Below are 21,286 nucleotides of genomic sequence, written 5' to 3'. Positions count from 1 at the left end.
AAATGGCAGTCACAATCAAAGACGTTGCGAAACAGGCAAATGTGTCGCCGGCCACTGTATCACGAGTGATCGCCGACAATCCACGAATCAGCGTCAAGACAAAAGTGAAAGTGCGGGAAGTCATGAAAGAACTGGGGTACTACCCAAATTTTCAAGCACGTAATTTAGTAGCGAAAAACAGTCGGACACTCGGTGTCATCATGGAAAATTCAGCCGCATTGGCCTTTCAAAATCCCTTTTTCCCTGAAGTGCTACGTGGCATTTCAACTAGGGCACATGAAAGCCAATACGGACTGTATTTGTCGACCGGTGCCACGCAAGAAGAAATTTACGAAGAAGTTATTGAAATGGTGCAAGGTCGACGAGTTGATGGGATTGTTCTTCTTTACTCAAAAATTGGAGATCCTGTTATGGAATACTTGTGCCAAAGCGGTTTGCCGTTTGCTGTAGTCGGCCGGCCGTACAAAAATCCGTGTTCGGTAACCTATGTCGATAACGACAATATCAATACCGCCAAGGAAACGGTGGAATACTTGATTGGACTGGGTCACAGGCAGATTGCATTTGTCGGGGGTGCGACAGATTTTGTCGTATCGCTCGACCGGTTAGAAGGATATAAGCAAGCGTTGAATAAACATGGCATTCTGTTTGATGTGGCTTATACAGTCAATCAAGAGTTTATGCAAGGCGATAAAAGTGAGGCAATTCGCCGATTAATGGCACTCGAATTACCGCCAACGGCCATTGTTACGCATGATGACATGGTCGCTTACGAAGTCATCGGCTACCTGGAAGACTTAAAAATCCAAGTACCAGAAGACGTTTCCATTATCGGTTTTAATAATCATATGATTTCGAAACATTTAAAACCGCCACTCAGCACAGTCGACATTTCAATTTATGACCTTGGTTTGCATGCAGCAGAGTTGGTAGTAGAGAAAATAACGGACGAGTCAGTGCCTCCCAAACAAGTCGTAGTGCCTTCTCGACTAATAGAAAGAGGTTCTTGCCGACGTCTTTGAGAGGGATCGGATATGAATAGAAAATGGTGGAAAGAAGCAGTCGTCTACCAAGTTTATCCGCGCAGTTTCATGGATTCTGACGGAAATGGTCTTGGTGATATTAATGGCATTACGAGCAAATTGGATTATTTAAAAGGCCTCGGCATTGACGTAATCTGGGTATGTCCGATGTACAAGTCACCCAATGATGATAACGGCTACGATATTAGCGATTACCAGGAAATTTTAGAGGATTTCGGCACGATGGAAGATTTCGATTTGCTGATGGAACAAGTCCATGCGCGCGACATGAAGTTGATCATTGATTTAGTCATTAACCATACGAGCGACGAGCATCCTTGGTTTTTGGAATCCAGCTCATCACGCGATCATCCGAAACGAGATTGGTATGTCTGGCGCGACGAACCGCTAAATTGGGAAAGTATATTTGGAGGACCAGCCTGGGAATACGATGAAAAGACCAAGCAATATTTTTTACATATCTTTTCAAAAAAGCAGCCCGATCTAAATTGGGAAAATCCCGAAGTCCGTAAAGAACTTTATAAAATGATCAATTGGTGGATTGCGAGAGGAATCGATGGGTTTCGCGTCGATGCCATCAGCCACATTAAAAAAGATTACACGAACACGGCCGATGCGGAAGGGCATGTATTCGTCCCTTCGTGGGAAAAAATAATGAACGTCGATGGTATTCAGCCGATGTTGCAAGAATTATACGATGAGACGTTTGGCAAACACGACATTATGACTGTTGGTGAAGCGAACGGCGTTTCCGCAGATGAAATTGACGAATGGGTAAGTGAAAAGACCGGGAAATTCAATATGATTTTCCAATTCGAAGACATCGATTTGTGGAATATTGAAGTGCGCAATGGCGTAAACGTACCAGAACTAAAACACGTACTTAGCAAATGGCAAAACAAAGTAAACGGTGTCGGCTGGAATGCGCTATTTATTGAAAATCACGACAGACCACGCGTCGTTTCCACTTGGGGAAATGATCAACAGTACTGGCGTGAAAGCGCAACGGCATTAGCGTGCATGTATTTCTTTATGCAAGGAACACCGTTCATTTACCAAGGCCAAGAAATCGGTATGACCAATGCGCCGTTTGAAGAGTTGGATCATTTCGATGATGTCCATACGCATAACTTATATTTTCATAAAAAAGAAACCGGCATGCAACACGAGGCCATTATGACTTTGCTGCGGGCGACGAGTCGTGATCATTCACGAACGCCGATGCAATGGGACAATACGTTACATGCTGGATTTTCAGATGCATCCCCGTGGATGGGCATTAACCCCAATTACCAGTGGCTGAACGTCAAAGCACAAGAAAACGATCCGCATTCGGTACTAGCCTTTTACAAACAGATGATCTGGCTCCGGAAGAATATGGACGTATTTGTATACGGAGAGTATAAGTTAATCGAAATGGGTCACGAAGCCGTATTCGCGTACACGCGAGAATACGGCGATGACAAAGTATTTATCGTCACAAACCTTGCGCAGCACGCATGTATGTGTGGCGTCAATCCTGAAAATTCAACGCTGTTGTTGGGAAATTACAGCAACAACGATTCAGCACAATTGCTTCCATATGAAGCACGTGTGTACAAAGTTCCAAAAGACGCAACTTTTGAATAAGCGACCGAGATCGAAAACCCCGGAGAAAGCATGTGCTTTCTCCGGGGTTTTTTAGGGGTACAAACGTTCTGTTTCGTGTATAATGAGGACAGCAAGTAGTGCAAGGAGTGAGCCCTAATGACAGAGCATAAAATCTACAAAATGACCGCCGCCAAAATTTACGATTGCTACGTCGCCAAAGCTGAGCGAAAAAATCGAACTAAAGCAGAAGTTGACGAAATCATTCGGTGGTTTACCGGATACAGCCAAGAACAACTAGAAGCCCAACTCGCACAACAAACCGCATTTGCTCCTTTCCTGCTAGAAGCACCGATGTTAAACCCTTCGCGCGAGTTAATTAAAGGGGTGGTTTGTGGCGTCCGCGTTGAAAACGTGGAAGAACCTACAATGCGAGAAATTCGCTATTTGGACAAGTTGATCGACGAGCTAGCCAAGGGCAAGTCTATGGACAAAATTTTACGGCAGTAAACAAGCTGAGCTGATTCCACGGAATCAGCTTTTTCTTATACTGTGCGAAATGGGTTTTTTTCTTAACCCGGGTGTTCGCAGTGTATATCCACCCCCTCTAATTTTGCTCTCAAAAAGATTATACAGCCTAATCTGGGGTATATTCTTAACAAAGTAGATGCGCAAAGGAGCGGATAACGATGGCGTTTGATTATGAGTTGGATTATGAAAATTTGGATTTACGCAAACATCCCGAGCTATACCGTGTTGGCAGAGGTGAGCAGGGCGTATTGATGGTGGAGCCGTATAAAGGAGAGATTTTGCCACATTGGCGATTTAAGACGCCAGACATTGCACAAGAGTCGTGCGATAAAATTTCGGAGATGTTCGAGGAGTATCGCAAACAAGATGATTTTGTCGGGATGGACATGGCACGTAAATTTATTCAAATGGGCTATACGCGCGCACGCCGTTATACCAATTACAAAGGCGGCCGCAAATACAATGAAGACGGCAGCATCAAAGAACGTGACATTGATCCGGTAAAAGCCGAGTCGGCGGCCATTTTCAAAAAGCGCTGGGACGAAATTAGAGAAGACGAAGATTACTTGAAACGCAAAAAAAAGCACCAGAAAGAATTCGGTTAATCCGTATCTTTTACGCGGTTAGGACGTCAAGTAGGATAAGAATATACAGAAAATAGGTGGCGAAATGAAAAAGATTGTATTGGCTGGAGGTACTGGATTTGTTGGGCAGTATTTAGAAAAGAAGTTTACAGAGCAAGGTTACCAAGTCATCATTATTTCACGACAACCCAGTCATTTGAATTGGACCAATCATACAGGGATCGTTAGCGCACTAGAAGGAGCGGAGATGGTCGTCAACTTGGCTGGGAAATCGGTGAATTGCCGGTATACCGAAGCCAATAAACGAGAAATTTTTGATTCGCGGATGGAAACGACAGAAGCGCTAGGCACAGCCATTTTAAGCTGTGATAACCCACCACCGCTATGGGTCAATTCCAGCACGTCGACGATTTACCGCCATGCGGAAGATCGACCCATGACAGAAGCGAACGGAGAATTCGGCAAAGGCTTTTCAGTGGAAGTGGGCAAGGCGTGGGAACAAGCACTATTTAGCTTTAACTTACCGAATACGCGACAAGTGGCGCTGCGCCTATCCATTGTCCTTGGCAAAGATGGCGGTGTCATGATTCCTTATGAAAACATGGTTCGCTTTGGACTTGGCGGCAAACAAGGCAATGGCAAACAAATGTTTAGCTGGATTCATATAGAAGACGTTTACCGCATTATTCTTTTCGTGCGTGACCACGATCACCTAAGCGGCGTTATCAACACCACATCCGCAGAACCTGTAACAAATCGTGAACTGATGAAGCAGTTGCGCATAGCAATGGACAAAAGGCTGGGTCTGCCGGCTACCAAGTGGATGTTGAATATCGGAGCAGTTGCGATTGGAACAGAACCTGAACTAATTTTAAAAAGTCGCTGGATTTTACCTGAGCGTTTGCAACAGGAAGGATTTCACTTTACTTATCCAACACTGGATAAAGCATTGAAAAATATCCTTCATAAGACATTGTAATAGTTCTATAGCATCAGAAAACTCTTCAAAAGGAAGTTTTTTCTGATGTTTTTTTATTTTTTGAATTAATTGTCTTTATTTCGAGATATTTTGGTTTGAGATAATCACATAAAGGAAATGCCTAAAGAGAGGGGGTGACAAATTGACCATAGACGAAAAATTGATGATTGGTATCCGCAATCGGGAAGAACAGGCATTAGTTGATTTGTACGACCGTTATCACCGAATCATATGGAATATTGCCCAGCAGGCCAATCCTGATCAATCTGTTTGTGAGCAATTTGTTACCCATGTATTCCGCACTGTCTGGACCAAGCCACAAGATTTTACGAAAAACCGGAAATTGCTTATGTTGTTAATAGACTGCTGTCGAGCTTACAGCGTTACAATGACCCAAAAAACTAAATCATAAACGACTTCCGTCAGAACACCGACAGAAGTCGTTTTTTAATGCCGCCAAAAATCCAATCTTTGAAAGTTGACGAATAGTCATAATCGGAGTAGCTTGAGAGCCATAGATTCAATAGTTCCGTTTGGAACGGTTCATAAAGGAAGGATGGTGTGGAAATGAACAATAAAATAGAAATAGACACGTATAGGCAATTGCTGCTGTCATTTGCGGATGTGCAAAAAAACATGGCGTGCTTTATTCAAAAGTCAGCAATGGAAAACGGCTTATCAGTGCCACAGTATTCCATTTTGATGACCATTATTTGTTGCCATGAGATGACGCAGAAGAATATCGGTGAGAAAACCTTTTTACCCAAAAGTACGTTGAGTCAGGCAGTAGATGGGTTAGTTAAAGAAGGGTATCTCGATCGTCGACAAGTAGAATGCAACCGGCGTGAAATCTTGCTGTCGCTCAGTGAAAAAGGGCAAGCATTAGTGAACCGTCTCTATTTCCAAGAAGATGGATTGCATCAAGTGTTCAAGGCGGCTAGTGAACAACTTACGGAGCAACAAATAGAAGAATTGATCGACTCACATCAAAAAATTTCAACGTATTTAACCGAAACTAAACGAGAGGTGACGACAAAATGATTAAGATTTTAAAAAATCTCAGTCCTTACAAATGGATTGTGCTAGGCGTAGTCGCTTTAGTTTTTGGTCAATCGATGGCAGAGCTGTTTTTGCCGACATTAATGGCTGACATCATCGATAATGGTGTTGTCAAAGGGAATATTCCATACATCTGGCAAATCGGTGGCTGGATGTTACTCGTATCCGCAGTCGGGGCAGTGGCCGCTGTTTTTGCCAGCTTTTACTCTTCTAAAGCAGCGATGGGAATGGGGCGCGACTTGCGGCAAAAAGTATTCAAGCATGTCGGCCAATTTTCGCTTCAAGAATTTGATGAAGTTGGCACCGCATCGTTAATTACGCGTACGACAAACGACATTACACAAGTGCAACAAGTCGTCATTATGATGCTGCGCATGGTAATTAGTGCACCGATTATGCTAGTTGGTGGGATTATTTTGGCGGTGTCAAAAGATGCAAAATTGTCGCTCGTTATTATTGGCGCGATGCCTGTACTGGTCGTTGCAATCTTACTAATATTGAAATACGGTATGCCTCTTTTCCAACAAGTTCAAAAGCGGATAGATAACCTGAATTTGGTCGTGCGCGAAAACCTGACGGGCATCCGCGTGATCCGTGCTTTTAATAGAGAAACAGAAGAAAAAGCACGTCTTCAAAAAGCCAATCGTGACTTGACCGACGTGTCGATTCAAGTCAACAAAGTCATGGCTTTCTTAATGCCAGTGATGATGCTCGTGATGAACCTGACTGTCGTGGCTGTTATTTGGTTTGGTGGCATTCGCATTAGTAACGGCGCTATGCAAATCGGTGACTTGATGGCATTTATTCAATACGTCATGATGATCATGTTTGCACTGGTTATGGCATCTTTTATGTTCGTCATGATTCCGCGTGCTGCAGTATCTGCTAAACGAATCAACGAAGTATTGGAAATGAAACGGGCCTTCGCAGACGACGGTACTGCTAAAGCTGACCGCGTACGCGGAACGCTAGCGTTTGAAAATGTTTCTTTCTACTATCCAGGAGCGGAAGAACCGGCGTTGTCGAACATTAGCTTTAGCGCAAAGTCCGGTGAAATCACAGCATTGATCGGCGGGACGGGTTCTGGTAAGTCGACGCTGGTTAACTTAATACCACGTTTTTACGATGTGACAAGTGGGACGATTCGTGTTAACGGCGTCGATATTCGTGAGGCCTCTCAACAAGAAGTTCGTTCAAAAATTGGGTTTGTGCCACAAAAAACGATGCTGTTCACCGGTACCATTGCGGACAATATTCGCTTTGGTAAACAAGATGCGAGTTATCAAGAAATGAAACAAGCGGCGAGTACGGCACAAGCAACAGAGTTTATCGATCAAATCGAAGGTGGCTTTGCGGCTGAAATTGAGCAAGGCGGCTCTAATTTATCAGGCGGTCAAAAACAGCGCTTGTCCATTGCACGTGCTTTGATTCGTAAGCCGGATTTGTATATCTTTGATGATAGCTTCTCAGCACTGGATTTTAAAACCGATGCAAAGTTGCGCAAAGCACTAAAAGATGAAACGAAACATGCTACGGTGCTGCTAGTTGCACAACGCGTGAGTACAGTTGTTGACGCTGACCGCATCATCGTTCTAGAAAAAGGCAAAATAGTGGGCATGGGAACACATAAAGAACTGTTAGAAACCAACGAAGTTTACCATGAAATTGCCTTATCCCAGTTGTCAGAGGAGGAAATTGCATGAGCCAGATGGGACCTCCTCGTGGCGGTGGGAATATGCCGCCAGAAAAAGCCAAAGATTTCAAAGGCACATTTAGACGTCTAGTGGCGTATTTAAAACCACGCCGAAAAAAACTAGCGGCGGTCTTTTTCGTCGCGATTCTCAGTACGGTGTTTTCCATCGTCGGACCAAAAATCATGGGGATGGCGATCACGGAATTGTTCGAAGGCGCGTATGGTCAGTTAAAAGGTGCGCCAGGTGGGGGGATTGACTTTGGCGTTATTGGTCAGATTCTCGCTATTCTTGCCGGCTTGTATTTGTTTAGTAGTGCGTTTAGTTACATCCAGCAATACATGATGTCAACCGTGGCACAAGACACGGTTTATGATTTGCGCCAAGACGTCAATAAAAAACTAGAAAAATTGCCGCTCAAATATTTTGATGGACGGGCAAATGGCGAAACCTTAAGCCGTATGACCAATGACATCGACACGATCGGCAGCACCTTACAGCAAAGCTTGACGCAGTTTATTACGTCAATTGTTACGCTCGTCGGGATTATGATTATGATGCTGACCATCAGTCCGTTGCTGACGCTAATCGCGGTTGTTTCTTTGCCGCTATCGTTGTTCGTTATCGGACCCATTTTGAAAAAATCGCAGAAGTATTTTAAGAGCCAGCAAAAAAATCTGGGGCGTTTGAATGGTCACGTAGAAGAAATGTACACCGGCCATCAAGTCGTCAAAGCGTTTGGGCACGAAGCGAAATCCAATGAACAATTCGATGCCGTCAATGAAGAGCTATATGATGCAGGACGCAAAGCGCAGTTTATTTCCGGGATTATCATGCCGATGATGACTTTGATCGGCAACTTGAGTTATGTGTTGATTAGTGTTGTTGGGGGTATTTTGGTCACGCAGCGTGCAATTTCGATTGGGGACATTCAAGCGTTTATTACGTATTCCAAACAGTTTACGCAACCAATTACGCAGACGGCGAACATCGCCAACATTGTTCAGTCGACAATTGCTGCGGCTGAACGAGTTTTCGAATTGCTGGATGAAGAAGAAGAAGTGAAAGAAGTAACGACTGCTGTTCTTGAACGTGCAAAAGGCGCAGTTGCTTTTGAAGACGTCGATTTTGGTTACGGTGAAAAACGATTAATCGACAAGATGAACATTGATGTTTTACCAGGTCAAACGGTCGCGATTGTCGGACCAACGGGTGCTGGTAAAACGACTTTGATCAATTTATTGATGCGTTTTTACGAACTGGATGGCGGCCGGATTACCATTGATGGCCTGGATTCACGAGAGATGTCAAGACACGAATTGCGTCAGAACTTTGGAATGGTGTTGCAAGATACCTGGCTCTTTAACGGCACCATTCGTGACAATATTGGCTATGGCAAAACCGGAGCTACGGAAGAAGAAATTCGTGCGGCTGCAGAAGCGGCACACGCCGACCACTTTATCCGCACGCTGCCGGACGGTTATGACACCATTTTGAACCAAGAAGTATCAAATATTTCACAAGGACAAAAGCAATTATTGACCATTGCACGTGCCATTCTTGCCGATCCGCCAATGATGATCTTAGACGAAGCGACGTCGAGCGTTGATACACGGACGGAAATTTTTATCCAAAAAGCGATGAGTCAATTGATGGCCGGACGTACAAGTTTTGTGATAGCGCACCGGTTATCTACGATTAAAGACGCTAGCTTGATCTTAGTTATGGACCAAGGAAAAGTTATCGAACAAGGCACACATCAGCAATTGCTCGATAGAGACGGCTTTTATGCCGAACTATACCGCAGCCAATTTACCGCGAAAGTGGCTGTGTGAAACACAAAAGGTCTACCGCACAAGCGTTGTGCAGTGGACCTTTTGTGATTCTACGATACAAGTAAAAATCACTAGTTCAACCGGTATAGCTTACACGCGTGCGGGCGCAGGAAGTTTCAGTAACGGTTATTTTTCGACAGTGAGATGGAAACACGTTATGCTTACATTAGTTTACTTGACCGTCTTGGCGGCAGGACAAACGGGAGGATGATTCAAATGGCATTTCTAGACAAACTCAACCAATTCAAAGACAAGTCGATTGAAAAAGGCAAAACCCATTGGGAAGAAAACAAAGACGATTACAAAGAAAAAGCTGCTACCTATAAAGACAAAGCAATGGTCATGAAAGACGACGTGGCGAACAAAATCAAAGAAAAGACGAAAAAATAAGTGTTGGTGGAGTCAAGCGGATTGCGCTTGGCTCTTTTTTTATGAAATTTTAGCGTTTTGCACTAGTGAACGAGTGTGAAATAGCGGCAGAGTGAATTTGTTTGCAGGAATGAGTAGTTTGTTTGCGCAACTCGCTATGTTGTTTGCAGGAGCGAGCGTGTTGTTTGCGCTATTTATTGTGTTGTTTGCGGGATAGCCTGATTTGTTTGCAAATCGCCCAAAAAACGAGACTGTTCCAAGTGAATCAAGTGAATCAAATGGAACAAACGTATGCAGCCCGTCACACAAAGCGATAGCCAGTCAGTCACTAGTCATAGCCACTGTTCCAAATCATGTCGATATCATGTCGCTTACTCAAAAACATGTCTATTTCTGTCCGAAACCAGAACGTTAGACTGTATGCTTTTTATCGAAATGTGCTATTATTTTTTATTACTAAGAGAAATTGCTTTCGTGCAATGGATCAGACCGGAAGTTAACCACGTTAGGTTAATGTGAGTCAAATAAGGGGGTGTCTGCATTGGGAAGGACTTAATGAAAATCGGAGAGATTGCAAAATTGAGCGGGGTATCAACGAGAACCATCGATTATTATACGGTATCGGGATTGCTACAAAGTCAGCGAACTAAAACCAATTACCGGCTTTATCCAGCGTCTAGCCTGCAGACGCTCAAACGTATACAAGTTTTGAAAAAACAGCGCCTGTCGATTTCGGAAATTAAAGACGTGCTTGCTACACAAGAGACTTCAGAAACAACACTTCTTGTCGATGAAGTATATGAAGAATTCGAATGCCTGCAACGAAAAATTACGCGCTTGGAGGAGCAATTAAAAGATGCCCCAAGCCCCGTGAAGCTACACATCAGCAAAGCGCTTGAGCACCAGTTAGCAGCTATAACTGCTTTGATCGCGTTGCTGTAATTTACTTGGAGGTGAATCCCTTTTACAGGGAAGACACGTGGACATAGTAACCTTATTGAATTTAGTTTTATTAGTACTATTAATTGCCTTGACGGCATTTTTCGTTGGCTCGGAATTTGCGATTGTCAAAATTCGCATGTCGCGGCTCGATCAACTGATTGCAGAAGGCAATAAAAAAGCGGTAACTGCGAAAAAAGTAGCGAGCGACTTGGATTATTATTTATCTGCCTGTCAGCTCGGAATTACCGTCACAGCACTTGGACTGGGAGCGCTCGGGAAACCGACCATTGAACGATTAATGTACCCAATCTTTGAATTTTTTGCTGTGTCAGACGCAGTGGCCTCAACGGCTTCCTACGCCATCGCGTTTTTACTCGTGACTTATTTGCACGTCGTTGTCGGTGAAATGGCGCCAAAAACTTTGGCTATTCAATTTGCGGAAAAGATGTCGTTATTATTGGCACCCCCGCTTTATTGGTTCGGAAAGGTTATGAAACCTTTTATCTGGGCATTGAACGGGGCGGCTCGCGTGTTGCTGAGAATCTTCGGCGTTAAACCCGCAGGTCACGATCAAGCGTATTCAGAAGAAGAGTTGAAAATTGTTATGGTTCAGAGCTTTGAAGGCGGAGCGATCAATGAAACCGAACTTTCGTATATGGAAAATGTGTTTTCGTTTGATGAACGTGTGGCTAAAGACATTATGGTGCCGCGTACCGAACTCGTCACGCTAGATAAAGACATGCCGCTCGCTGAAATTATCGAGATTTTAGATGAAAACAATTACACACGTTACCCTGTAACCGAAGATGGCGACAAAGACAAAATTCTTGGATTTGTTAGTGCCAAGAAAATGCTGCCGCATATTGTCGCAGGACGTGAATGGCAGCTCGAGGATTTTGTCTTGGAACTGCCGACTGTGTTTGAAGCGACAGGCTTGCAAAACGCGTTATTGATTATGCAAAATGCGCGCGTTCATATTGCCCTCGTTGCGGACGAATACGGAGGTACGGCCGGTATGATTACTATGGAAGATATTTTAGAAGAAATCGTCGGTGAAATTCGAGATGAATTTGATGCGGACGAAGTGGCCGATATTAACAAAGTCAGTGACAATCAATACGTGATCAATGGTCGCGTGTTATTGAAAGACCTGGAAGAGCGTTTTGGCATAACCTTTGATGAAAGCGACGACATCGATACGATTGGTGGCTGGATTCATTTCAAGAGCCCGGGAGAAGTCAAAACCGGTGCTACTTTTACAGAGTCAACAAATTCGTGGACCATCGTAGAAATGGATCACCAGCAAATCAAGCAAGTGATGTTCCACAGTCATTCGAAAAAGTTGAATACGTAAGTTCCACTTAACAATTAATGGAGGTGAATCCCTCATTTGAGGGATACCAATTGGACGGACAAATAGGCATTAGCTTACTACTCATCGCGTTGCTAATTATCGCAACTGCATTTTTCGTCGGTGCCGAATTCGCTATTTTAAAAGTGCGAATGTCGAGAATCGACCAATTAATCGCTGAAGGCAATAAAAAAGCCGTACTGGCAAAAAAAGTAGCCAATAACTTGGATTATTATTTATCAGCCTGTCAGCTAGGAATTACCGTTACCGCTTTAGCCCTTGGTGCACTTGGAGAGCCTACCGTCGAACGGATGCTTCATCCGCTATTCGTTGCGTTTGATGTGCCATCCGCGTTATCGACCGTGTTGTCCTACGCTATTGCTCTTAGCATCGTGACATTTTTACACGTAGTTATCGGCGAACTAGCGCCAAAAACCTTAGCCATTCAATACGCTGAAAAAGTAACTTTGTTACTAGCGCCCCCGCTATACTGGTTTGGTAAAGTGATGAACCCATTCATCTGGATGATGAATGGGTCGGCGCGTTTGCTCCTGCGTTTATTCAACGTAAAACCAGCCGGTCACGAAGAAGCTCACTCGGAAGAAGAGTTAAAGCTGATCATGGCGGAAAGTTTCCAAAGCGGCGAAATCAACCAAACCGAGTTAACGTACTTAAAGAATATTTTCGCGTTTGATGACCGCATTGTTCGGAACATTATGATTCCAAAAGCAGAAATCGTGTCAGTCGATAGCCGTTTTACACAGGCAGAACTTTTTGCCGTGTTGGATAACCACCAATACACGCGTTACCCAGTTGCCGATCACAGCAAAGATGGCAAGTTGATTGGGTTTATCAACACGAAAGAGCTGTTGACCAGTATGGCAGCAGGAAGAAAGCAACATCCGGAGTCGTTTATCCACGAGATGTCGCGTTTTCCAGAAACGACACCAATTCAAAAAGTGTTGACTAAAATGCAACAAAATCGCACGCATATGGCCATCATCACCACAGCAGCTGGTGACATGTCCGGACTCGTAACAATGGAAGACATTTTAGAAGAAATCGTCGGTGAAATTAGCGACGATTCGTTCGAAACACAACCCATTTAATGTGCATGAAAGAAGAGAAGCCTCCAGGTTTCTCTTCTTTTTTTGGTGAATTATTGGTAAGGTGAAAAAACAGTTACAAGGAGGAGAGAGGTTTATGCAAGAGAGCCTAGTAAAAAATACGAAAGAATTCATTTTGTTTTTTGGTGCACTCATCTTTTTCGTCGTCGCGACATTTTTTAGTTTGTACGAAGGCAGTCGGTTAGACAACATCCCTTGGGAATGGCCATACTCTGCTATCTTTACTAATTGGCTAAGCGGCGGTGCTGAAACAGCAACTGATATTTTGACAATCGACTACTTAGTTTATGCCGCAAAATTCGCGCCGTTGTTTCCAATCATCATGTTTGTTGCTGCTTTCGTTTTGTTGTTGCAACTGGCTGCGTGGATTTTTAAGAGGAGTAAAATTGCGTTGAGTCTGTTTCACATAGCGTGTGCCGCCGGACTTTTCGTCATGAGTACGCTACTCATATCATCGCCAACACGAGGACTCGAACTTTTTTCGCGGCTTTTCTTCATTATGGGCTTTGTTTTGGTGATTTCAGGTGTGACTTCTTTGATTAAAGCAAGGAAACAGTAGCGATGAAGGCGTTGTTTGCAGAAACGCGTAGTTTGTTTGCGGGATCCGCCGCTTTGTTTGCAGAGGCGAGTGGTTCTTTTGCGGGACAACACCCGTTGTTTGCGTGATCGACAAGTTTGTTTGCATTACGCCCAAAACCAAGACCGAATTACCCAAAACCAGAAATCCCCGCTCAAAGCGCGTACGCTTTGAGCGGGGATTTCGATGAAAAGAGGAGAAGGCTAGGTATTTGGAAAGTTGGTTGTGTGATCGACAAGTTTGTTCGCAAAAGCTTAATTTCTCTTATTAAGACGAAGCTAATTTGCTAGCACGGGTGTGAATTCACTAGTTAAAGCTTGTTGTTTGCAGAAACGCGTAGTTTATTTGCGGGATCCGCCGCTTTGTTTGCAGCGGCGAGTGGTTTGTTTGCGGGATACCATCTGTTGTTTGCGTGATCGACAAGTTTGTTTGCATTACGCCCAAAACCAAGACCGAATTACCCAAAACAAGAAAAATGCGGATCAAGCGCTACTCGCTTGGTCCGCATTTTTCGATTTAATCAGTCGTCAGCTTTTCTCGTTGTGTATGCTCTAAAGAAACTTTGTCTCGCTGTAATTGAATGTCCGCTAGCTTGATCGCGGATTTTCGGTAAATATCGAAAGCAGCGAGAAGGATCAATCCGACAAAAACAATCGCAATCATTAAGTTGAAACCTATTTCCAAAATTATCACTCCTTTTATCCGTTCAAAATTTGTTCTGCAAAGTGTTTGTCTTTGATTTCTACATATAAATCATATTGTGCAGTATTCGTCATGGCGTCGCGCATATGTGAAGAACCCAAATGACCTTCAGTGCCGTGAACATTGGCATTTACTCGTAACACAGTGTCATAGTCGATACCCTGTACGCGAAGTTTATCCACCGCTTGATAATACATAGCATCACCAAAAGCAGTATAAGCTAGATGCTTCTTCTTAAAAAATATCCACCGAATCAGTCCCATATCGCAACACCTCCCATGTATTATACGCATAACCAGTCGAAATGTTTCATTCTAGAAAAAATGGAACCTAATTTCCAAAAGAGCGTATACTTAAGAAACACTTGGAACGAAGAGAGGAGCATTGCCATGCAAAGCTACACTTTGTTATTTTTCGTGGTCGGATTGATTGTCTTGGTTGCGATGATTGCCCCTTATTTTAAGTGGTGGATGAAAAGCATCATTGTCATTTATTACGGCAGCTTGTCTTTTGTATTTATCTACAAGCACACTGCTATCAATAGAACACACAAAGACATCACACCGGTCCCCGCTGCATACTGGGAAGAAAATTCGCAATGGGTGTGGACTGCATCGAATCTGATTTTTTGGCCGTTTGGCATCATGCTGTTGTATCTTTTCTTTCGGCTGTTTCAACGCGCTACATTGTTGTCGGCTAAAATTTTCATCGCTATTAGTTTGTTGCTAGCTATTATGCTCCTACTTTTCTTGAATTTCGTTTTTAATTTTGAGTATGGTTATCTTCCTTGAAAAAATATTTACTTTTTTTGAAACATTTAGTTAATTTATTCGTAATACTATTATAGGCGCAATTCCATCGTTCATTCAATAGGATGCGCCAATCAGCAAAAGGGAGTGGAGAAAACATGCAATCATTAGGAATTATTACAGTTATTATTGCGTTAGTCATCATCGCGGCAATTGCCGGCATCGGGTATTTCTTCTGGATGAAGGTCCGTTACCGCACCGCGAAATCCAATGAGGCGCTAATTATTACGGGACCCAAAATTGGAGATCCAGCAAAAGATACGAATATTTTTACAGATGACGAAGGTCGCTCGATGAAAATCATTCGGGGCGGCGGCTATCTGTTAAGACGTTTCCAAACGTCAACGCCGGTTAGCTTGACGTCATTTCAACTGAAACTTGCCACACCGCGTGTTTATACAAACGCTGGGGTGCCGATTGTTGCGGACGCTGTGGCCATGGTCAAAGTCGCCGACACGTTGAATGGCATTGCTAATTACGCCGAGCAGTTTCTTGGCAAAAAACAAGAAGAAATTGAGACGGAAATTATCGAAGTGCTTGGTAGTAATTTGCGTGCGATTCTTTCAAAAATGACAGTAGAAGACATCAATAGCGACCGCGAGAAATTCAATACGGATGTTCAAGATGTCGCTCAAAAACAGCTAGACTTGATGGGCTTTAAAATCACATCACTCGGCTTGACCGATTTGCGTGATGCTGATGAGAATAATGGCTACTTGGAAAACTTGGGTCGACCGCGTATCGCAGAAGTGCGCAAGCTTGCTGAAATTGCAGAAGCCAATACGGAGCGCGAAACACGCATTCACCGCGCGCAAACCGACCAAGAGGCAAAAGAAGAAGAATACAAACGCCAAATTTCTACCGCCGAATCGAAAAAAGAAAAAGACATAAAAGACGCAGCATTCAAAGAAGAAACTGAACGTGCGCGTGCCAAATCCGAGCAGTCTTATGAGCTGGAAAAAGCGAAGCTTGCGATGGAAATCCAGGACGAAGAACTCAATATGCAATTCGCAGCACGTGAACGCGCAGTTAAACTCGAAGAAGAAGAAAGCAAAGTGCGCAAAACAAAAGCCGATGCGACGTATTACGAAACAACACGTTCTGCAGAGGCCGATGCGCGCCGTGCGGTAATTGATGGGGAAGCAAAAGCCAAGATCAAACGTGATGAAGGTGCCGCAGAAGCAGAAGTTATTCGCGAGCGCGGTAAAGCAGAAGCCGAGTCTCGTAAACTACTCGCTGAAGCCATGGAAGAACACGGCGACGTGATCATCACCGAAAAACTGATCGACATGCTGCCCGTATTTGCAGAGAAAGTGGCCTTGCCACTGAGCAATATCGAATCGGTGAAAATCATTGATTCCGGCAACGGCCAAGGCATCCCGTCTTTCGGCAGAAGCGTGACGAAAACCATGGTCGACATGCAAGAGCCACTGAAAGAAATGACCGGCATCGATATCGGAGAGTTGTTGAAATCTTACGTCAATCGCAACAATCAACCAGCAGCCCAAGCACCGGTTGCGACGATGCCGGTTATGCAAAAAGAAGAAATTGAAGATACAAATCAAAGCGATGAAGAATAGTGAAATGCAGAACCTCATTGTCAAATAGGCGGCTATTTATACAATTTGCTGTTTGACTTGATCTAGACAGAAGGGATAGAAGCTGTTAGACGCACAAATTAGTGGCACTATCGTCTTGAAAGAAAAAGGCGTGCTGATCTTAGCGAAGCTATAAATTGGTGAAAATAGAATAGATGAAACGAGCCCATGTTCTGTTGAGAACTGGGCTCGTTTCGTGCTTATAATCCCTGTGCAGCAATAAAAACGCGCTGGTCGCTTTGGGGATGACTCCCGCAAGAAGCCAGGAAAACCACCTGTCTTCTTGCTTCGTCTACCCCGTAGGCGCGTCACCGCTAGTGTCCGTGTTAAATGTGTAGAGTAAAGGATATCAAGATTACTTTTCGCAAGGAAAAAGACAAAAGAGACATGGGGAACGAACTTGTTCCCATGTCTCTTTTGTCGAACGCTTCCCCAAATACGTAGATGACTTCGTATGAATAATAGCAATTGGTCCTTGTCAGCTGCTTTCTCAATATAGCTCTATTGGTTATTCAAAGCATCGATAAATCGCTCAAATGCTGCACGGTCTTTTAACACGCCGGCGTCTTCTAACACGCGTACGAATTTTTTTCCGAGTTCTTCTTGCAATACGTTTTCGGCCTCTTCCGGTGTAACGAAAATGCCGTATTGCCCTTTTAACTGCTCAGCCCATTCGAGGTGGAAAGATGCCACTTGGTGTGGGTTGCCGAGTAAAAATGCCTCGATTTCAGCGAGTTCTTCTTTTAAACGCGGTGGTAAAACAGCAAGGCCCATCACTTCGATCAAGCCGATGTTTTCTTTTTTGATATGGTGGACATCTTCGTGCGGGTGGAAAATACCTGAAGGAAACTCTTCTGTTGTGCGGTTGTTGCGTAACACCAGATCGATTTCAAACAAGTCGTCGCGCTTTCGGGCAATTGGCGTAAGGGTGTTATGCGGTGTGTCACCAGTAAAAGCGACAACATTTACTGACTTGTCAGCGTAAGTTCTCCACGTCTGCAAAATGTCGTCCGCTGCATTTACCAAGCTACTGATTGCGGTGCCTTTTAACCGAATGACCGACATCGGCCAATGAATGACAGAAGCCGTGATTTCAGGGTAGGCAGTTAAAGCAAATCCAAAAGCATCTTCTGCTCGCGTCATAGCAAACTCATAGCGTCCGGCTTGGTAATGGTCGTGGCTTAAAATAGAACCGCCGACAATCGGCAAGTCGGCGTTGGAACCGATAAAGTAATGCGGAAAGCGTTCGGTAAATGTAAGTAGGCGTTCAAAACTGCTTCGATCAATTTTCATATCGCGATGTTCTTCAGAAAGTAAAATGCTGTGCTCGTCGTAGTAAACATACGGAGAATACTGCAAATACCAGTTTTCTCCTGTGAGCGGTACGTTGACGACACGATGATTGGCCCGCGCTGGGTAGCCAGTGCGCCCTGCGTAGCCTTCGTTTTCTTTGCACAACAAACATTTCGGGTAACGGAGCGTTTGTTTGTTTTCGCGCTCTCTTCTAATTTGCTCAGGATCTTTTTCAGGTTTTGATAAGTTAATGGTAATATCCATTTTTCCGTACGGCGTGTCTGTTTGATAGGAAATGTTTTTGCGGATCCGGTTCATTTGGATGTAGTTGCTGTTTTTACTTAACTCGTAAAAAAAGTCGGTTGCGACAATGGGGGATTCCGCGTATTTTTCGTTAAACAAAGCATTAATAGCAGAAGGTCGTGCGACAAAGCAATTCATTATGTTAGCCGACAGCATTTCCTTATCGTCAAAAACATCCGCAATCACGCCTTGTTCGACAGCGTACGAAACAAGTTGCTCCAATAAGTTTGGAATGGTATCTTCAAAAGGGTTTTCAATGCTTTCTGGAAAAGACTTGAGTCCGAGTAAGTCCATTGCTTGGTTGCGTGAATAGTCGATATCGTCTTGTTCGATTAGCTTTACTTGAAGCGCTTGTCGAATAAGCCCTGCGAGTTGTTGATAGACCATAAATACACTTCCTTTTTTAGATGCGTGATAGTTTCTAGTGTTTCCAAGGGGTCACTGGTCAAAAATCTTCTGTTAATTCTTTAGCACCATCCGAGATCTTTGCTTCGTAAAAAGAAGGGGAGAACCCGAATTTTGCGGTATAACTCTCTGTCAGTCGATTTTTAAACGGCTCGATTTGTGCACGCTCAACAAGGGCAATGGCACAGCCACCAAATCCAGCTCCCGTCATTCGTGCCCCAATGACACCGGGTAAACTCCAAGCTGTTTCAGCAATGTGATCCAACTCAGCACCCGTCACTTCATAATCATCGCGAAGTGAACTGTGAGAGGCGTTCATCAATTGACCAAAAGCCCGAATATTCCCCCGTTTAAGTTCCTCAAGTGCCAGCAGCGTTCGTTCGTTTTCATAAACAGCATGCTTGGCTCGTTTGCGGTTAATGTCGTCTTTGATCAACTGTTTGTGTTGTTCAAAGGTCTCGGAAGAAAGTTCGCCTAAGCTATCGATATCCAGTTTGGTGCGCAAATCAGCTAATGCCTTTTCACATTGCGCCCGGCGCTCATTGTATTTAGAACCAGCCAACGTCCGTTGTTTGTTGGAGTTGATAATCACAATGTCGTGATCTTCCAAATCGACCGGTGCGTAGGTAAATTGCAAAGTTTGGCAATCCAGTAACAGGGCAAAATCCTTTTTGCCTTTGCCGATTGCAAACTGATCCATAATGCCACTATTGACGCCGATATATTGATTTTCAACTTTTTGACCAAGTTGAATCATCAGCAATCGATCGATGTCCAAATCGAACAAGTCTTCCAGTACAACCCCTGTCGCCATCTCAATAGAAGCAGAAGAAGACAAGCCAGCGCCGTTTGGAATATCGCCGTAAAACAGAAGATCCATGCCGGTAGGAATCGAAAAACCGCTGCGAATAAAAAACTCGATCATGCCTTTTGGAAAGTTCGCCCAGTCATGATTTGCGTGATAAGACAAGTCGGCAAGGTCACATTCAATAATTCCTTGCTCTGGAAAATTGATCGAATAAAACCGCAGTTGTTGATCCGTACGCGGCCGGGCAACCGCGTAAGTGCCAAAGGAAATAGCGGCCGGAAACACATGACCGCCGTTGTAATCCGTATGTTCACCAATCAAATTGATGCGCCCAGGCGCAAAAAAGAAACGGGGAAGTTCTTGTGTGTTGAAAATTTCATTGAATGTTTGGGCCAATTCTCTGCGGTTCATCTAATTCCTCCAATACTTTGTAAATTAATTTAATTAACATAAGTATAGAGGATTTTGGTAAACTATACAATAACGAAACTGCACATAAAAAAAGTGGTTAACAATACGAAAAAACGGAGGAGAAACGGATGCGTCAAGGCACCTTTAAATGGATGAAATCAATGAACAAATCGATCATCCTCAACAAAATCAGAAAAGATGGACCGATATCCAGAGCACAAATTGCACGCGACACCAAGTTAACGCCGCCGACAGTCAGCAGCAATGTAAAAGAATTGCTCGAACAAAGTATCGTTGAAGAACAGGATTTGGGCGAGTCACTCGGTGGACGGAAACCGACCATGTTGGTGATCAATAACGAGGCATTTACCATTATTGGTGTGGATGCCGGACCGGAAAGCATTGAGTGCATCAGAGCAAATCTTGCCGGCAAAGTATTGAAAAGATCCGAAACAAAATTGCAGCTGCCGATAGACAACGACCAATTTATCGCGGCCTTGAAAAGCTGTATTGCAAGCTGTCTGGATTCCACAGATCAAGTTATCGGCATTGGCGTAGCTATGCACGGCGTGGTGGACAGAGCGACGGGAACGTCTTTGTATGCACCCAACTTAGGGTTAGCTAATATCCCGATTAAAGAACAGCTGGAAAAAGAATTCGGCTTAGAAGTCAAAGTGGAAAACGATGCGCGAGCGATGGCATTGGGTGAATATTGGTTTGGCAATCACGGCGAACTAGCGAGCATGCTAGCGGTGAACATCGGAAGCGGTGTTGGTGCCGGCTTCATTATTGACGGCAAACTGTACCACGGAGCCACCGACATTGCCGGAGAAGTTGGCCACATGACCATTGATTTACACGGCGAGATTTGTGAATGTGGCAACCAAGGCTGCTTGCAAACATTTGTCAGCGGACCAGCGATTGCTAGAAAAGCAACAGGACAGAATCTTACAGCTGAAAAAGTATTTGAACAAGCTGTCGCGGGCGACGAGTCGTCTATTGCCAACTTCAAGGCAGCAGGAAAAGCGCTCGGCGTGGGATTAACAAACCTCATCCATATCGTCAATCCGGGGAAAATTGTCTTAGGTGGCGGCGTGTCCAAAGCACAGCAATTTATCTTGCCGGAAGTTCGTCAAACCATTCAAGCATCAGCCTTGACGCCTGCAGCGAGTGCGACGCTAGTAGAAATCTCCAAGCTAGGAGACGATGCGACAGTAATCGGCGCCGTCACTTTACTGTTAGTGGACGTTTTTGAACTAACATAAAAGAGAGGATGAACAGA

The 21,286-nt window shown here is 44.1% G+C and carries 21 protein-coding genes; 17 read left to right on the top strand and 4 right to left on the bottom strand.

Annotated elements, in window-relative coordinates; genetic code table 11:
* Positions 1-2: 2 nt before the first annotated feature.
* The 14 genes from QMF37_RS08875 (at position 3) to QMF37_RS08810 (ending at position 13,657) form a co-directional block, all read left to right on the top strand.
* Positions 3-1,022 (top strand): LacI family DNA-binding transcriptional regulator, encoded by a 1,020-nt coding sequence (locus tag QMF37_RS08875; RefSeq protein WP_149457058.1) that lies wholly within the window; start codon positions 3-5, stop codon positions 1,020-1,022.
* A gap of 12 nt (positions 1,023-1,034) precedes the next feature.
* Positions 1,035-2,672: a glycoside hydrolase family 13 protein gene (locus QMF37_RS08870; RefSeq protein ID WP_283477944.1), complete on the top strand. Its 1,638-nt coding sequence runs from the start codon at positions 1,035-1,037 to the stop codon at positions 2,670-2,672.
* A gap of 117 nt (positions 2,673-2,789) precedes the next feature.
* Positions 2,790-3,140 carry a DUF2200 domain-containing protein gene (locus QMF37_RS08865; protein WP_071153964.1) on the top strand — a complete coding sequence of 117 codons (351 nt, stop codon included), beginning with the start codon at positions 2,790-2,792 and terminating at the stop codon, positions 3,138-3,140.
* Positions 3,141-3,319: 179 nt separating this feature from the next.
* Positions 3,320-3,766, top strand: coding sequence for a DUF4385 domain-containing protein (locus QMF37_RS08860; RefSeq protein WP_071153963.1), 447 nt, complete (start codon positions 3,320-3,322; stop codon positions 3,764-3,766).
* A 64-nt stretch (positions 3,767-3,830) separates the two neighbouring features.
* A complete protein-coding gene (locus QMF37_RS08855; RefSeq protein ID WP_071153962.1) occupies positions 3,831-4,724 on the top strand; it encodes a TIGR01777 family oxidoreductase in 894 nt (297 codons plus the stop codon).
* Between the two features lie 142 nt (positions 4,725-4,866).
* Positions 4,867-5,136: a hypothetical protein gene (locus QMF37_RS08850; protein WP_071153961.1), complete on the top strand. Its 270-nt coding sequence runs from the start codon at positions 4,867-4,869 to the stop codon at positions 5,134-5,136.
* A gap of 155 nt (positions 5,137-5,291) precedes the next feature.
* Positions 5,292-5,765, top strand: a complete 474-nt coding sequence (locus QMF37_RS08845; RefSeq protein WP_071154005.1) for a MarR family winged helix-turn-helix transcriptional regulator — start codon at positions 5,292-5,294, stop codon at positions 5,763-5,765.
* A complete protein-coding gene (locus QMF37_RS08840) occupies positions 5,762-7,486 on the top strand; it encodes an ABC transporter ATP-binding protein (RefSeq protein WP_071153960.1) in 1,725 nt (574 codons plus the stop codon). Before QMF37_RS08845 ends, QMF37_RS08840 begins: the two co-directional genes overlap by 4 nt.
* Positions 7,483-9,309: an ABC transporter ATP-binding protein gene (locus tag QMF37_RS08835; protein ID WP_078080148.1), complete on the top strand. Its 1,827-nt coding sequence runs from the start codon at positions 7,483-7,485 to the stop codon at positions 9,307-9,309. Before QMF37_RS08840 ends, QMF37_RS08835 begins: the two co-directional genes overlap by 4 nt.
* Positions 9,310-9,525: 216 nt before the next feature.
* Positions 9,526-9,699, top strand: a complete 174-nt coding sequence (locus QMF37_RS08830; protein WP_169793163.1) for a hypothetical protein — start codon at positions 9,526-9,528, stop codon at positions 9,697-9,699.
* A gap of 534 nt (positions 9,700-10,233) precedes the next feature.
* Positions 10,234-10,620, top strand: coding sequence for a MerR family transcriptional regulator (locus QMF37_RS08825; RefSeq protein WP_058386280.1), 387 nt, complete (start codon positions 10,234-10,236; stop codon positions 10,618-10,620).
* Positions 10,621-10,657: 37 nt separating this feature from the next.
* Positions 10,658-11,974, top strand: coding sequence for a hemolysin family protein (locus tag QMF37_RS08820; protein WP_071153958.1), 1,317 nt, complete (start codon positions 10,658-10,660; stop codon positions 11,972-11,974).
* Between the two features lie 50 nt (positions 11,975-12,024).
* The gene (locus tag QMF37_RS08815; protein ID WP_071153957.1) at positions 12,025-13,080 is read left to right on the top strand and encodes a hemolysin family protein; all 1,056 of its coding nucleotides are present in this window, start codon (positions 12,025-12,027) and stop codon (positions 13,078-13,080) included.
* Positions 13,081-13,174: 94 nt separating this feature from the next.
* Complete coding sequence (locus tag QMF37_RS08810; RefSeq protein WP_283477934.1) at positions 13,175-13,657, top strand: DUF4306 domain-containing protein; 483 nt, start codon at positions 13,175-13,177, stop codon at positions 13,655-13,657.
* A 534-nt stretch (positions 13,658-14,191) separates the two neighbouring features.
* On the opposite strand, the gene QMF37_RS08805 is transcribed toward QMF37_RS08810, so the two are convergent.
* Positions 14,192-14,359, bottom strand: a complete 168-nt coding sequence (locus QMF37_RS08805; RefSeq protein ID WP_169835257.1) for a hypothetical protein — start codon at positions 14,357-14,359, stop codon at positions 14,192-14,194.
* Positions 14,360-14,373: 14 nt separating this feature from the next.
* Positions 14,374-14,640, bottom strand: coding sequence for a hypothetical protein (locus QMF37_RS08800; protein ID WP_283477932.1), 267 nt, complete (start codon positions 14,638-14,640; stop codon positions 14,374-14,376).
* A gap of 126 nt (positions 14,641-14,766) precedes the next feature.
* Here QMF37_RS08800 and QMF37_RS08795 point away from each other — a divergent pair, with 126 nt between their 5' ends.
* The gene (locus tag QMF37_RS08795; RefSeq protein WP_283477930.1) at positions 14,767-15,168 is read left to right on the top strand and encodes a hypothetical protein; all 402 of its coding nucleotides are present in this window, start codon (positions 14,767-14,769) and stop codon (positions 15,166-15,168) included.
* 116 nt (positions 15,169-15,284) lie between these two features.
* Positions 15,285-16,766, top strand: a complete 1,482-nt coding sequence (locus QMF37_RS08790) for a flotillin family protein (protein WP_283477928.1) — start codon at positions 15,285-15,287, stop codon at positions 16,764-16,766.
* A 519-nt stretch (positions 16,767-17,285) separates the two neighbouring features.
* Here QMF37_RS08790 and QMF37_RS08785 read toward each other — a convergent pair.
* Together QMF37_RS08785 and QMF37_RS08780 are read right to left on the bottom strand one after the other, a co-directional pair.
* Positions 17,286-18,767: a UDP-glucose--hexose-1-phosphate uridylyltransferase gene (locus QMF37_RS08785; RefSeq protein ID WP_283477926.1), complete on the bottom strand. Its 1,482-nt coding sequence runs from the start codon at positions 18,765-18,767 to the stop codon at positions 17,286-17,288.
* A 58-nt stretch (positions 18,768-18,825) separates the two neighbouring features.
* Complete coding sequence (locus QMF37_RS08780; protein WP_283477923.1) at positions 18,826-20,004, bottom strand: galactokinase; 1,179 nt, start codon at positions 20,002-20,004, stop codon at positions 18,826-18,828.
* A 128-nt stretch (positions 20,005-20,132) separates the two neighbouring features.
* On the opposite strand from QMF37_RS08780, the gene QMF37_RS08775 reads away from it, so the two are divergent.
* Entirely contained in the window at positions 20,133-21,269 is a 1,137-nt protein-coding gene (locus QMF37_RS08775; RefSeq protein ID WP_283477921.1) for an ROK family transcriptional regulator, read from the top strand.
* Positions 21,270-21,286: the final 17 nt, after the last annotated feature.

It is taken from the genome of Planococcus sp. S3-L1, from assembly GCF_030063085.1.
Taxonomy (GTDB): Bacteria; Bacillota; Bacilli; order Bacillales_A; family Planococcaceae; genus Planococcus; species Planococcus kocurii.
The sequence above is the reverse complement of the archived record's forward strand: the minus strand, read 5'-3'. Positions and strand labels throughout refer to the sequence as shown.